The organism is Paenibacillus tritici, assembly GCF_018207515.1.
Taxonomy (GTDB): domain Bacteria; phylum Bacillota; class Bacilli; order Paenibacillales; family Paenibacillaceae; genus Paenibacillus_AQ; species Paenibacillus_AQ tritici.
On the sequence record NZ_CP073365.1, the window covers coordinates 6,434,252 to 6,447,839 of the forward strand.

The window sequence follows — 13,588 nt, forward strand, 5'->3', positions numbered from 1 at the left end:
CGGTTGCTCCCCCTCAAGTAGAGGTTTATAATAAGAAAAGCGATAAACGAGTGTATTTTCAAAAAAATTCGGAAATTTGTCACGGGGTTGCAGCAAACCTCTATTTGTAATGCCGGCTGCCCTGCCGGCCATTCTACGATACACAATTATGCGATGCAACTGCTTCGCCAACCTTCAGGAGGAAATTATATGTCTACCCTTATAACACCCCACACGGATGCCCGGATGGCGAACATCATTGAGAAGGTTCGCGGCGGAGAACGATTGAATTTGGAAGACGGCGTTTATTTATATGAGAGCAACGATTTATTGACGATTGGGCAACTGGCCAATGAAGTTAATCAGCGAAAAAACGGGAATAAAGTCTATTTTATTGAGAATATGAGCCTCTATTTCACCAACGTCTGCGAATCCCGCTGTGCATTCTGCAATTTCCGCAAGGATGAAGGCGAAGAAGGGGCTTATACCCTTTCCGGTCAGGAAATGGTGCAATATGTCGAGCAGCATATTCATCCCGGCGTGCGCGAGTTCCATATTGTCGGCGGTCATAATGATAATGTGCCCTTCCAGTACTATGTTGATTCGCTTTCGGCCTTGAACGAGCGCTTCCCGGAGGTCACCCTCAAGGCTTACACTGCGGCAGAAATCGACTTCTTCACTCGCATCAGCGGACTCAGTATCCGTGAAGTGCTGGAGCAGCTGCGCGCCGCCGGATTGAAGACCCTTACCGGTGGGGGAGCAGAGATCTTGTCCGACCAGTACCGCAAAAAAATGCGCGTAGATAAGGCCAACGTCGAGGAGTATCTCGAAGTGCACCGGACGGCTCATCATCTCGGCATGAAGACACACACCACCATGCTGTACGGGTCCATTGAGTCCCGCGAGGACCGCATCCGTCATATGCTGCAAATTCGTGATCTGCAGGACGAAACCGGCGGATTCATGGTCTTCATTCCGCTGTCCATGCAGCCCAAGAACAAGAATGCCGGCATTATGCGCCGCAACTCTGCTTACGAGGACTTGAAGACCATTGCGGTCAGCCGGCTGATGCTGGATAATTTCGACCATATCAAGGCCTACTTCATTAATATCGGGGCCCAGTTGACCCAGGTAGCCCTTAGCTTCGGAGCCTCTGACGTACACGGCACGATCCTTAAGGAACGGATCAGCCATGCTGCCGGTGCACTGACACCCGAGGGTCTGACCCGGGAAGAGCTGATCTGGCTCGTGAAGGGCGCCGGACGGATTCCGGTAGAGCGGGATACCTTCTACAACGAGATCAAAGTATACGAATAAACGAATATCAGCACTGTCATTCGCAGAACTGCCTTGTCTATTTTTGTATCCGAAAGGAAGATCAGTTCGCATGAGAACGTTACTTGTCCTGGGCGGCGGCTACGGCGGTCTTGCCCTCATTCAGCAATTGCTTAATAACCATCTCCCGCATGATGTGGAGATCGTCCTGGTAGACCGGATGCCCTATCAGGGGATCAAGACCGAATATTATGCACTGGCCGCAGGTACCGTCACGGATTATCATCTGCGGATTCAATTTCCGGTTCACCCCCGCCTGACCGTACGTTACGGGGAAGTGGGCTCCATTCATTTGGACAGCCGGATGATCTTCCTCGACTCCGGGGAGCCGATATCCTATGATATTCTGGCGATTGCCCTCGGTTGTACGGATAATTTCCACAACATACCTGGCGCCCAAGAGTATGCTTGCAGTATTCAGAGCTTCGCAGGAACCCGGGAAACCTACCGCCGGCTGAACGATGTGAAGCCTTATGGAACGGTCAACATTGTGGGCGGAGGATTAAGCGGTGTAGAGATTGCTTCAGAGCTAAGGGAGAGCCGGCCCGACCTGAACATCTCCATTATGGACCGGGGAGAACGCATATTGTCTTCTTTCCCGGCCAAGCTGTCTGCCTATGTGGAGGAGTGGTTCAATGAGCATCAGGTGGAGACGATGGGCCGGGTATCCGTCTCACATGTAGAAAAGGATGCCATCTTCAATGGCACCCAGGCGATTCCTGCTGATGTAACGGTATGGACTGCCGGAATTCAGCCTGTGCAGGTCGTGCAGCAGCTTGAACTTCCCAAAGACCGCGGAGGACGGCTTATTGTCGGGAAATATTATAATATAGCCGATTATCCGGAGGTCTATGTGATCGGGGACTGTGCCAGCCTGCCCTTCGCACCCAGTGCACAGGCAGCGGGCGCCCAAGGAGAACAGGTGGGACAGATTATTCAGGCGTTATGGCGCAATGAAACGCCGAAGCTGCATAAGATCAGGCTCAAGGGAACCCTTGGGTCACTGGGTAAAAACGCAGGCTTCGGCCTGATGGGCCGCCGCTCCGTCATGGGCCGCGTTCCGCGCCTGCTGAAGAGCGGCGTCCTGTGGATGTCCAAGCGCCATTTCGGTTAGGTATTCGGTTAGGTATTCGGTTAGGTACATGGCGGGTCCTGGTACAATCCCGGCTTAATCAATCTCAAGGTTGTCCCAGGCCTCTGCTTCCTGAATAGCGGCTTCAATGGCATCTTCCAATGCGGCAGGGGAATCGGCTTCAATAATCTCCCCGTCCACCATAACGAACGGCTGCATGTAACATTCGCCGCAGTTATTCAGACAGCCATATTCCACCACATCATATTCGGGGTTTTGTTCCAGCTTAAGCTTGAGTGCTTCCGTGCCATGTCCGATGTTGCTGGCACAAAATTCTATAATTGGTCTCATGATGATCTCCCTATTCTGCACTAACCATTTTATTTTTTAAGTTTTTGTACTATAATAAACATACGAAAGGAGTGATTGAGAAATGAGTGAGAACGTACAAAGCGCAACCATGTATGATGAAGTACTGGAAGTGCTCGATAAACTTCGTCCGTTCCTGCAGCGCGATGGCGGTGACGTGGAACTGATTGATGTTGAAGACGGCATCGTCAAGTTGAAACTTATGGGTGCATGCGGCAGTTGCCCAAGCTCCACGATCACGCTTAAAGCCGGGATCGAACGCGCCCTCGTTGAAGAAGTAGAAGGCGTGGAAGAAGTTATTCAAGTATTCTAATCCCGTTTCATAAACCGTCCCGGCCTTCCGATGAAGGCCGGGATTTTTTTATTATATTAAATTTTACATTTCGGATCAACCTTAATTCATAGCGGATGGAACTAATTCCAGCATATGGACTGCCTGTCTCTGCAAAAAAAACCAGAGATGCCGGCAGCCATTTCCGGCCGCCCGGACATCTCCGGTCATCAGTCTTCGTTATATTGCCTTAGTCTCAAGCTTAGAATGCCGGGATAATGGCACCTTCGTATTTCTCTTCGATGAAGGCTTTGGCTTCTGCAGAGTTCAGGGCTGCTGCCAGCTTCTTGATCGCATCGGAATCCTTATTGTCAGGACGGGCTACCAGCAGGTTGGCATACGGAGAATCCCCGCCTTCGATGAACAAAGCATCCTTTGTTGGAACCAGACCGGCATCCAGAGCAAAGTTCGTATTAATCAGCGCCAGATCTACTTCCTCCAACTGACGTGGCAGCATGGCAGCATCCAGCTCAATGATATCCAGCTTCTTAGGGTTCTCAGTGATATCTGCTTTGGTGGAAGCAATGTTAGTGTCGTCCTTCAAGGTGATCAGGCCATTCTTGGCCAGCAGAATCAGTGCGCGTCCTCCGTTAGTAGCATCATTCGGGATCGCTACCTTGGCACCTTCAGCCAATTCGTCGATGGATTTGATCTTCTTGGAATAGGCGCCGAAGGGTTCAACATGAACTGCGGTTACAGATACAAGATCCGTGCCGTTCTTGGTATTCTGATCATCCAGATAAGGCTTGTGCTGGAAGAAGTTCGCATCGAGCTGCTTCTCGGCAAGTTGTGTATTAGGAAGAATATAATCTGTGAATTCTTTGATTTCGAGCTTAATGCCTTGGGCTTCAAGCAGCGGGGCAATCGCTTTGAGGATTTCCGCATGCGGTACAGGAGAAGCTCCAATGACCAGGGTTACCGGGTCCGCAGCAGGCGCAGTAGTGGGTTCAGCCGCTGCCGCTTCTGTCGGTGCGGTTGTTGCCGGAGCATTGTTCGCAGTTTTATTGTTTCCGCAGGCTGCAATCACCAATATCAAGGTCAAGCTGAAGAATGTAAGCAGTACTTTTTTCATCTGTAAATCCCCCTCTAATCAGTATGGTTTGTATGAATAAGGCTCTATATGGATGTACCTTATTTCCGTGTAAAATGTCTAACCAGCCGGTCACCGGCCATTTGCAGCAGCTGCACCAGAATCACCATCAGAGCTACCGCGATAATCATGACTTCCTTCTCATAACGATAGTAGCCGTAGCGGATGGCCAGGTCACCCAGACCGCCGCCGCCGATCATCCCCGACATTGCAGTATAGGAGACTAGCGTAACTATGGTGATGGTAACTCCGGCAAGCAGGCCTGGACGAGCCTCGGGCAGCAGTACACGCATAACAATCTGGCCCGTGGAGGCTCCCATACCCTGCGCCGCTTCAATGATTCCCCGGTCCACCTCACGCAGCGCCGTTTCAACCAGCCTCGCGAAGAAGGGAGCCGCGCCGATCACCAGTGCCGGAATCGTTCCAAGTACACCTATGGAGGTGCCCATAATGGATTTGCTTAATGGAATCAGCGCCACCATCAGAATGATAAACGGAACAGACCGCAGGATATTCACAATGAATGATAATGCCGAGTAAACAGCCCTGATAATAACGTTATTTGATTTGCCCCATAAATATAACACAATTCCGAGTGGTAAACCAAGGATTATTGTAAATATTCCTGAAATAGCGATCATTTTAAGCGTGGCAATCGTCGCATCAAGCATTTCATCCCAATTGATACCGCTAAAATCTAATCCGCCCATTACAAAATCACCTCCACATCAAGGCCCTGGGCCGTAAGCTCAGTAATCGTGACTTGAACAGCATCGGCAGGTCCTTCGAACCTGACGATTAACTGCCCGTAAGGAACGTCCTTGATCGTCGAAATGGTTCCGTGGAGAATGGCGAAATGAACACCGGTTCCCTGCACCACTTGGGAGAGTGTGGACTCATATGTCTTATGTCCGAGAAAAGTAATTTTGACCGCCTGTGTGTACCCTGTATGCACCGCGTCAATCGCTTCCCTGAGCGGTCCTTCCGACTGAGTTTCACTGCGGATGAACTCTTTCGTAACCTCATGCTTCGGTTTCAGAAATACCTGAGCCACTTCGCCCTGTTCCACAATTCCGCCGCCATGGATAACCGCAACGCGGTCGCAGATGCTCTGAATAACATGCATCTCATGGGTGATCAGCACGATGGTCAGATTGAACTTGGTATTGATATCCATAAGCAGACGCAGAATGGAGTCTGTTGTCTGCGGATCAAGCGCCGAGGTCGCTTCATCGCATAACAGAACGTCAGGATCACTTGCCAGCGCCCGGGCTATACCGACACGCTGCTTCTGGCCCCCTGATAACTCAGCCGGATACTTGTTCCAATGCTCTTCCAGCCCCACGAGGAACAGCAGTTCTTTCACCTTGCGCTCTATCTCAGCTCCCTCCGTTCCGGCCAGCCGCAGCGGAAAAGCGATATTATTATACACCGTTGCCGAGGAGAGGAGATTGAAGTGCTGAAAGATCATTCCGATCTTACGCCGCTGCACCTGCAGCTGGTGCTTGCGGAGTGCCGTCAGCTCCACACCGTCTACCCAGACCTCGCCCTGAGTCGGGCGTTCCAGCAGATTAATGCAGCGGATCAGCGTGCTTTTGCCCGCCCCGGAGTGGCCGATCACCCCGAAGATCTCCCCCTTCTTAATCGACAGGCTCAGCGCAGAGAGTGCTGTCGCTTGCTTGCTCCCTTTACCGTATACTTTGGTCAAATTCTTCAACTCTATCAATCGTCCCGTCCTCCTTCTTACTATCCTGATCTTATAACCAAAAAAGCCCCCTACGATCCATGCAGATCGCAAGAGGCCTGTGTGTATAATGACAATGCCTTCTCATCTGCCAAATACCACACATCTGGCGGCATTGTAGGAATTAGCACCATGACATTTGGATGCAGCCCTTACGCTGGATTCAAACCGGTTGCCGGGCTTCATCGGGCCTATCCCTCCGCCGCTCTCGATAAGATAAAAAGTATGAAATTTATATATTCCGTTTCATGTCAGAAGTGAATGTATGCCTAAGTATATTCAGTTTCCGGTTTTTTGTCAAAGGTAAGTTTTTACGAATCAGCTTGTCCGGATTTCAGGCTGGGAGCGGCTTTGTTCTTGTGCCATTGCTCATTACCATACCTGAATGCGGCAGCCAGGGATTTGCATACCATCTCCAGGCTCTGCTTCAAATCCTCCAGATGACTGTCGAGATCCTCCAGGCGAATCTTGTCATGCAGCCCCTGATGACGCTGCCAGAGATCGTCGGTCATCTCCGCATTCATGTAATGGATCTCGGCATTGCGCCGTTTGCGCAGATTCTCTACCGGTTCACGGTAGGAATTCTTGATTCGCTCCAGCTCATCCGCCAGCGGGTTATGCGCCCTAAGCAGCTGAAATTGCCGCAGTACCGTGAAATAAGAGAAGTGTGTCTTAACCTTGCCCGTATCCAGATGGTACAGACTATTCAGTACCGTCCCCAGCTTGTCGAGTAGCGAGAAGACACGGATGAAGCCATTTTTATAAAAATACACATATCTGGCGTACTCCCCCTGCTCCATGGACGACATGTCATCCATATAACCGGCAACCACTGACTTCCGGTAAAAGGCAGCAGCGAACCAGCTCTGCTCCAGCTCGTCCAGGGAAGAGATCAGACCGCGTGTCCATATTTCCAGCTTACGGAATTCATGGTCCCGGTCTTCATGGGCAATCATCTCCTTGCGCAGCATGGAGGCAGCCTTCGCCATGTGTTCCATGGCTTCAGCCAGCACCCCGCTGTTCTCGCGCGGAGGCTCTCCCAGCAATATCCGCAGCATATTCGGCCTCCTTAACGTTTTGCGGAAGATCCGCTTCTTCGATTAATACTTGTGAGCAATCCTATGCCTGAGGGAAATAACGGTGCCAGTTGCGGTCCACCCGTTCTGCAATATCCTCCCGCGTAGCCAACTCCTCCGGGTATCCCGGCTTCATTCTGGCATCTATAATGAGCGGCAGCGAATAGCTGAAGCCACCGCGCTGCACCTGGGCCGCCGAATAGATATCGTCGGCCGGATTGAAACGGGTGAATACCGTCCATAAGAATGAGGTCTGCGTGCGGACCGCTTCTTCCGCATGATCCACCAGAACAATCAGCGGCCAGGCGGTCTCCTGTTCCTTGAAGTAAGACACCAGTCTGTCCGGCAGCTCCGGGTCCTCTTCATAGGATGCACCGGAAACGGCTAAACATCCTCCGCAATAAGGCACAGCGGCGGTGATTGATGGAAGTTGGCCCTCTGTGTACGTCCTTGGGAGCTGGCGGACCGGGCTTCCGATGCCGGCCATCACAGCTTTGCTGCCATGATTCAGCTTGCGTCCGGTGTAATCCAGCGTATCCATCGAGGTATTGGCGAAGATCGTTAAGTCCGTCTGCGGGTTGAACCGCTCCAGCACTGTTTCCAGCAGCTTGGGGAAATCGGTAAGTTCCACCGGCACATTCGTCAAAAGCAGGAATTTGGTTAAAGAGAGCTGGCCTTCCCCCAGGATACGAAAAGCAGACACCATATACTCCCGCGGGTAACTTTCCCTGACCACTGCTGCAGTCAGCGAATGCGAGCCGGATTCCGAATAAGACCACAACGCTTTTACGGAAGGGATCAGCAGAGGATAGGCCGGAGACAGCAGCCGCTGTAAATAATCCTTCAGATAATAATCCTCCTGGCGCGGCTTGCCGGTAATCGTCGCCGGATAGATGGCATCCTTGCGGTGCCACATCCGCTGGACATGCATAACCGGGAAATCATGCTGCATCGAATAATAACCAAAGGGGCTGCCATACGGCCCTTCCGCTCTCCGCTCCAGCGGGGATACCCGTCCACGGATCGAGAATTCCGCCTCGGCTGGAATCCTGTGCCCTCCGAGTGGGTCCTGTACCATAGGGAGCTTGCCGCCCAGCATGAACGATGCCAGCAGCAGCTCGGGAATCCGTTCCGAGACCGGAGCCACGGCGGCAGCAATCAGGGCAGGCGGTCCGCCGATGAAGACCGACACGGGCAGGGTCTCCCCGAGAAGCTCTGCCTGCGAATGATGGAATCCGCCTCCCTTATGAATCTGCCAGTGGATGCCGGTGGTGCTGTCATCGTATATCTGAATCCGGTACATTCCGAGATTATGATCTTTGGGGTTGGTTATATTCTCTGTGTAGACCAGAGGAAGTGTAATGAATGACCCGCCATCCTTTGGCCAGGCTGTAATCCGGGGCAGCTCCTTCAGCGGATCATTGCTGCGGCAGACCCCGAGTACCGGGGCTTCGCCTTGCGGTATATTTTTGGTGCCTGCCCTCAGCAGTTCAAGCAGCACCGTCTTCTCCCGCCACAGGCCTGCTGCTGAAGGCGGAATCAGAATCTCCATTGCTGATGTCAGTGACTTCAGCAGTTGCTCCGGCCGGGTCCCGAAGGCCTTGTTCACCCTCCGGACCGTACCGAACAGATTCGTAGCCACCGGAAACGGCGTTCCTTGCACATTCGTGAACAGCAGGGCCGGTCCTTCCTCCTGTACCACCCGGCGGTGAATTTCGGCAAGCTCCAGATGCGGATCAACCGGAGTCTCAATCACTGCGAGATCCTTATCTCTACGGAGCTGCTCAATCCATTGTCGTAAATTACTGTATCGCACTATAGCGTTCCTCCTCAAACAGGACCTTATGCTGACCTGTCCCCCGTTGCCGTGTGATTACCGTTTGCTGCCTCCCCCGCTTAACTGCCAGACCCGGACGCTCATGTAGCACAACACCCCAAAAAGCCCGGAGATCAGCACGATATGGGACAACGCAGCAAATATGTACAGCCTTTCATTATATAACGTATAGACAACAGCCGCTCCGCTGAATACCTGCATCAGGCATAGCAGAACTGCCGACACCCCCAGAGCCCGCAGCTCAGGAATATCTTTATGCTTCCAGAAGGCCAGATGGCCAAGGACAGCCGTAAGGATGAACAGAAGCGCCGCCGCCATCCGGTGCACAAATACGATCCCCACTCCGCCGCTCATCTCCGGAATCCATTCCCCGTTGCACAGCGGCCAGCCCGAGCACCCGCCCTGAGAGCTGGTGTGGCTTACGTAGGCCCCGATATAGACAACGATATAAGAATATACTGCAGTAACCCATGTTAAGTTGCGGAAGCCCTTGCGGACTACAGGTTGTTCCGTACGGCTATCTCCGCCCAAGCCGAAAGCCTGTCTGGTCCCGAGCGCCAGCATCAGCGAACTGGCAAAAGCAATCAGCGAAAAGCCCATATGCAGGGCCATTACTGGAGCAGACTGTGATTTCACAACTGCAAGCGCTCCCATTCCACCTTGAACGATAACGAACAGGAGGGTCAGCCGGGCATAAGCAAGCAAATCCCTGCGGTGCCGGGCGTAACGCCAAAAGGCAAACATGGAAGCCAGAGACAGGAGGCCTGCCAATCCGCTGAACAAACGGTGGGTATATTCAATTAAAGAGCCTATCGTATAGGCAGGAATCAGCCTTCCGTGGCACAGCGGCCACTGATTTCCGCACTCCAGTCCCGAACCGGTCTTGGACACCACTACACCGCCAAACAATGCCATAAACATAATGAGACAGGTCATATAGCTGAGCCATTTCAATTGATGTGTCGTCAATGTTATCACCCGCATTTTATAGGAATGAGTTAGGAGTACATACAGCTAAATAAAATTAAATTATATATTTAGAAAAAAAGCACCGCTTCTGCTCGGGTAGGGCGAAAGCGGTGCTGCTTCATTACTTGTGAATACTGAGATAAACTTCCAGCGACGTATCCAGGAATTTCTCAATGTCCTCCCGGGACTTCCGGAGCTTATTCACAAATCTGACCAGTTCCCGTCCATCGGTGTACGCGACAAAGCTTGGAATGCCCAGTATATTCTGCTCCTGGCTGACATCGCCTACGGCATCGACATCCACTTCTACCAGGGTAAGGCGGTCTGTATATTGTTTCTCCACATCCGGCATGAACGGATCAATGAATTTGCAATCCACGCACCAATCTGCCTTGAATACCGCCACTGTCAGGCGCGGAGACTGAATTGCCACCTGGAACTGGGCAGGCGAGCTGATTTTGTCCATCTATTGACCATTCCTTTCTAATAAAAAGGTTGTACTCGTCCTTTCTCCTTAAGTGAAGCAAAATGTACGGAATAAGTCAAATAAAAAAGACAAAATAAGACAATCATCACAGCATTATTCGCCGGCACGTACACGGGCAGGCTGTAATTTCATCAAAGGCCCCAGCAGCTTGCGCAGCGGACGGGGATAACCTGCAATCTCCTGGCTGCTGAGTACACCCAGAATAATCAAGAGAACCAGGTATACAATGACTACTGCCGCTCCAACCACCAGACAAGTGATCAGGAAGGCCAGACGGGCCGGCATCAGATGAGTCATTAATATTCCCGCTTCATTCAGGCCATAACCGATGCCTGCCGAAGCCAGGACAGCAATGGAGAAGCCTCCCCAGCGTTTGCCGAGAATGGCAAAAGGTACGATTTTTTTGAGCATCCGCAGGTTAAGCAGTGTAATGACAATGAAGCACAGGGCTGTGGAGCCGATAATGCCATAGATGCCGAACCACTGGCTGAACAGGAAGTTTGAGCCGAACTTTACCAGGATACCGACCAGCACGTAGTACATGGAAATCCGCGATTTGCCCATTCCGAGCAGGATCGAGTTGGTGGTCATCATCGTAATCTGGAAAATAGTGCCCAGCGTCAGCATCGCCACAATCCCGCTGCCGTCCATTGTTTTGAACAGCAGTCCATTCACAGAATAAGCAGCCACGACCAGGGAGAGTACAACCGGGGTACCGGTCAGAATGGAAACACGCATTGCCAGTGTGACCTGACGCTGCAGGTGCTGCTCATCTTTACGTGCGTAGGCGGCAGAAATGATCGGAATCAGCGACGCACTAAGGGCAATCGACAATACCGGAGGAATACCGGCTACACTCTGTGCCCGGCTGCCGAAGATCCCCAGCGTCCAGGTAGCCTCCTTCAAGCCGATTTGTCCGCTAAGCAGCGGCACAATAAAGGAAGTATCAATAAAGTTCACCACAGGCACTGTAACGGAGGATAATACAATCGGTATGGACAGTTTGAAAATATCCTTGTAAATCTTCAGAAGAGGCAGACGAGCTTCATTGGATTCATAAAGCGCGATCTTCTCCTCGCTGTTGCGCAGCTTCCTTGCATAATACAGCATCACGCCGAAGGCTCCGATACTGCCGAGCACACTGCCGAAGGAGGCACCCGCTGCCATCCAGGTGTTGCTGTATCCCTGGCGCAGCAGAATGAACGCAAGCAGAATGGCCGTTGATACCCGGGCAATCTGCTCGACAATCTGTGAGATGCCCCCGGCCATCATATTGTTACGCCCCTGGAAATAACCGCGCATCATCGCGATTGCGGGGAACAACAGCAGCGCCGGAGCAATCGCCCGGATGGCCAGTGTACTCTCGGGAACCTTACTGGATTCCGCGTAATAAGGAGCGGCTATGTAGAGTATTACACTCATAAGCACACCTACCACAGCAGCAAAAATCAGGGCTGCCCGGTACACCTGCTGCGCTTCATGCGGGCGGTTCAGCGCGTAGCGCTCGGACACCATTTTACTGAGCGTGCTGGGAATTCCCGCTGTTGCCAGCGGCAGCAGCAGCAGATACACGGTGTTGGCTTGTGTAAAAGCCGCATTGCCGACTTCATTAAACAGATGCTCCAGCGGCACCCGCTGGGCAAGCCCAAGGACGCGGGCTACAAGCGCGGCTGCGGCCAGAATAAGCGTGCCTTTGACAAAGGATTCTTTCTTGGTGGACAAGCTGTTTCGCCTTCTTCACAATAAATTTAATACCGTCCGATCCAGATAAAGAAGAGGACGACCATAACAATCTGCAGAATAATCTTGACTACGGTGCTGCTGAACAGCCCTAGCAGGGCCCCGAAGCTGACCTTGACAGCCTTGCCTGCCTTCTCGCCTGCAATCAGTTCACCAATGAAGGCACCGAGGAACGGGCCGATCAGCAGGCCAAACGCCGGAATCACAAACGGGCCGGCAATCAAACCGATGGTGCTGCCGATAACAGAGGCGCGGGACCCGCCGAACTTCTTGACGCCCCAGGCCCCGACCACGTAATCGGCAACGAACAGAACTACAACAATCAGTGTCTGGGCGATCCAGAACCATGGACCGAAGGAGCCGAAGGAAAAGAACCAGCCGTATACAAAGAAAGCCAGGTAAATCGCCAGCGCCCCCGGCAGGATTGGATATACCGCCCCAGCCAGGCCGATGGCAAACAATGCAATGATCAGAATCCAACCCAGAATCGTCAATTCCTTCAACTCCTTAAGTTTGGATAGCTATATTTAAAGTACAAAAGGTGCAGGTCGTAACTGCGGTGAATTTTGGCTTCCGGCCGCTGTTGTCACCAGATTTCTTGATTTATACCGCTGTTCGCGGTGGAAATCCGGTGACAAAGGCGGTCGCTGACGCTCCTACAGCTCAAACTTCCCCTCCGTTACTCCCCACCATTTGTTGTCTTTCAGATAAAGCTATAAAAATTTGATGAAACTCATTAACACAGCTACGCCTGCTTAGAAATCCTGCCGGCTGAGGTCCCGGCTTCCGCCAGAATATACTTCTGGATCACTTCCGCGATGCCGTCTTCGTTGTTCGTAGCCACCACCGCATCCGCTTCCTGCTTGACGACTTCCTGGGCATTGCCCATCGCCACACCGAAGCCTGCCTGCTGAATGGCCGCCAGATCGTTGAGGCTGTCGCCCACGGCAACGACCTGGGACATATCAATACCAAGCAGCTTGCATACTTCAAGTATGCCTGTAGCCTTGTTGACACCCATCGGATTAATCTCCAGGTTGAACGGTGAGGAGTTGGTAATCTCCAGTCCGCCCAGCTCCTGCAGCCGCATAAGCAGCTTATGACGGATATCGTTATCCTCTGTGGAATAACCGAATTTCAACCATTCCCTGCTGTCAATGTCCCCGTCCCAGCTATCCCGGTTGTATACCTCATCTACAGAATAAGCCCAGAACCAGATATCGAACTCCTCAGCAATCTTATGCATCTGCTTGACCAGCTCCACATCCATCAGAGACCGGCGGTACAGCTCATGAGGTGCGCGCCAGACTTCACTCCCGTTCACCATAATCATCGGAGTCTTCAAGCCTAGCTGATCCGCATAAGGCATCGCACTGCGCGAAGAACGCCCGGTAGACAGACAGACATGTACACCGGCATCCATCGCTTTTTTAATCCATTCCACCGTCAGTGGGGTAATCTTCTGTTCATCATTCAGTAGGGTTCCATCCATATCCAAAGCAAGCAGGCGGTATTTGGCAGTCATATGCCACCCCTCCATTCTTGTATTATGCTCTCCA

14 protein-coding genes and 1 riboswitch are annotated in these 13,588 nt (G+C 52.1%); of the genes, 3 read left to right on the plus strand and 11 right to left on the minus strand.

Annotated elements, in window-relative coordinates:
• Window positions 1-189 precede the first annotated feature (189 nt).
• Together mqnE and KDC22_RS27585 are read left to right on the plus strand one after the other, a co-directional pair.
• Window positions 190-1,296: an aminofutalosine synthase MqnE gene (gene mqnE, locus KDC22_RS27580; protein WP_173131706.1), complete on the plus strand. Its 1,107-nt coding sequence runs from the start codon at window positions 190-192 to the stop codon at window positions 1,294-1,296.
• Window positions 1,297-1,366: 70 nt separating this feature from the next.
• A complete protein-coding gene (locus tag KDC22_RS27585; RefSeq protein ID WP_173131703.1) occupies window positions 1,367-2,428 on the plus strand; it encodes an NAD(P)/FAD-dependent oxidoreductase in 1,062 nt (353 codons plus the stop codon).
• A gap of 54 nt (window positions 2,429-2,482) precedes the next feature.
• On the opposite strand, the gene KDC22_RS27590 is transcribed toward KDC22_RS27585, so the two are convergent.
• Entirely contained in the window at window positions 2,483-2,737 is a 255-nt protein-coding gene (locus tag KDC22_RS27590) for a YuzB family protein (protein WP_211721037.1), read from the minus strand.
• A gap of 82 nt (window positions 2,738-2,819) precedes the next feature.
• Here KDC22_RS27590 and KDC22_RS27595 point away from each other — a divergent pair, with 82 nt between their 5' ends.
• Complete coding sequence (locus tag KDC22_RS27595) at window positions 2,820-3,068, plus strand: NifU family protein (protein WP_039307240.1); 249 nt, start codon at window positions 2,820-2,822, stop codon at window positions 3,066-3,068.
• A gap of 220 nt (window positions 3,069-3,288) precedes the next feature.
• On the opposite strand, the gene KDC22_RS27600 is transcribed toward KDC22_RS27595, so the two are convergent.
• The 10 genes from KDC22_RS27600 to KDC22_RS27645 form a co-directional block, all read right to left on the minus strand.
• A complete protein-coding gene (locus tag KDC22_RS27600) occupies window positions 3,289-4,158 on the minus strand; it encodes a MetQ/NlpA family ABC transporter substrate-binding protein (RefSeq protein WP_173131696.1) in 870 nt (289 codons plus the stop codon).
• 59 nt (window positions 4,159-4,217) lie between these two features.
• Entirely contained in the window at window positions 4,218-4,886 is a 669-nt protein-coding gene (locus KDC22_RS27605; protein WP_211721038.1) for a methionine ABC transporter permease, read from the minus strand.
• A complete protein-coding gene (locus tag KDC22_RS27610; RefSeq protein WP_211721039.1) occupies window positions 4,886-5,902 on the minus strand; it encodes a methionine ABC transporter ATP-binding protein in 1,017 nt (338 codons plus the stop codon). The genes KDC22_RS27605 and KDC22_RS27610 overlap by 1 nt, the downstream gene beginning before the upstream one ends.
• Before the next feature lie 99 nt (window positions 5,903-6,001).
• A riboswitch (SAM riboswitch) is annotated at window positions 6,002-6,138 on the minus strand.
• A gap of 93 nt (window positions 6,139-6,231) precedes the next feature.
• Entirely contained in the window at window positions 6,232-6,978 is a 747-nt protein-coding gene (locus KDC22_RS27615) for a Cthe_2314 family HEPN domain-containing protein (RefSeq protein ID WP_173131687.1), read from the minus strand.
• Window positions 6,979-7,039: 61 nt separating this feature from the next.
• A complete protein-coding gene (locus tag KDC22_RS27620) occupies window positions 7,040-8,812 on the minus strand; it encodes a UbiD family decarboxylase (RefSeq protein WP_211721040.1) in 1,773 nt (590 codons plus the stop codon).
• Window positions 8,813-8,869: 57 nt separating this feature from the next.
• The gene (locus KDC22_RS27625) at window positions 8,870-9,802 is read right to left on the minus strand and encodes a COX15/CtaA family protein (protein ID WP_211721041.1); all 933 of its coding nucleotides are present in this window, start codon (window positions 9,800-9,802) and stop codon (window positions 8,870-8,872) included.
• Between the two features lie 121 nt (window positions 9,803-9,923).
• Complete coding sequence (locus KDC22_RS27630; protein WP_211721042.1) at window positions 9,924-10,268, minus strand: thioredoxin family protein; 345 nt, start codon at window positions 10,266-10,268, stop codon at window positions 9,924-9,926.
• A 114-nt stretch (window positions 10,269-10,382) separates the two neighbouring features.
• Window positions 10,383-12,011 carry a putative polysaccharide biosynthesis protein gene (locus tag KDC22_RS27635; RefSeq protein ID WP_211721043.1) on the minus strand — a complete coding sequence of 543 codons (1,629 nt, stop codon included), beginning with the start codon at window positions 12,009-12,011 and terminating at the stop codon, window positions 10,383-10,385.
• A gap of 26 nt (window positions 12,012-12,037) precedes the next feature.
• Window positions 12,038-12,523, minus strand: coding sequence for a DUF456 domain-containing protein (locus tag KDC22_RS27640; RefSeq protein WP_211721044.1), 486 nt, complete (start codon window positions 12,521-12,523; stop codon window positions 12,038-12,040).
• A 251-nt stretch (window positions 12,524-12,774) separates the two neighbouring features.
• Window positions 12,775-13,554: a Cof-type HAD-IIB family hydrolase gene (locus tag KDC22_RS27645; protein ID WP_173131667.1), complete on the minus strand. Its 780-nt coding sequence runs from the start codon at window positions 13,552-13,554 to the stop codon at window positions 12,775-12,777.
• Window positions 13,555-13,588 lie beyond the last annotated feature (34 nt).

Bases quoted from the DNA above. Each gene is read 5' to 3' on its own strand.
- mqnE (WP_173131706.1), top strand. From the start codon at position 190: ATGTCTACCCTTATAACACCCCACACGGATGCCCGGATGGCGAACATC.
- KDC22_RS27585 (WP_173131703.1), top strand. From the start codon at position 1,367: ATGAGAACGTTACTTGTCCTGGGCGGCGGCTACGGCGGTCTTGCCCTC.
- KDC22_RS27590 (WP_211721037.1), bottom strand. From the start codon at position 2,737: ATGAGACCAATTATAGAATTTTGTGCCAGCAACATCGGACATGGCACG.
- KDC22_RS27595 (WP_039307240.1), top strand. From the start codon at position 2,820: ATGAGTGAGAACGTACAAAGCGCAACCATGTATGATGAAGTACTGGAA.
- KDC22_RS27600 (WP_173131696.1), bottom strand. From the start codon at position 4,158: ATGAAAAAAGTACTGCTTACATTCTTCAGCTTGACCTTGATATTGGTG.
- KDC22_RS27605 (WP_211721038.1), bottom strand. From the start codon at position 4,886: ATGGGCGGATTAGATTTTAGCGGTATCAATTGGGATGAAATGCTTGAT.
- KDC22_RS27615 (WP_173131687.1), bottom strand. From the start codon at position 6,978: ATGCTGCGGATATTGCTGGGAGAGCCTCCGCGCGAGAACAGCGGGGTG.
- KDC22_RS27630 (WP_211721042.1), bottom strand. From the start codon at position 10,268: ATGGACAAAATCAGCTCGCCTGCCCAGTTCCAGGTGGCAATTCAGTCT.
- KDC22_RS27645 (WP_173131667.1), bottom strand. From the start codon at position 13,554: ATGACTGCCAAATACCGCCTGCTTGCTTTGGATATGGATGGAACCCTA.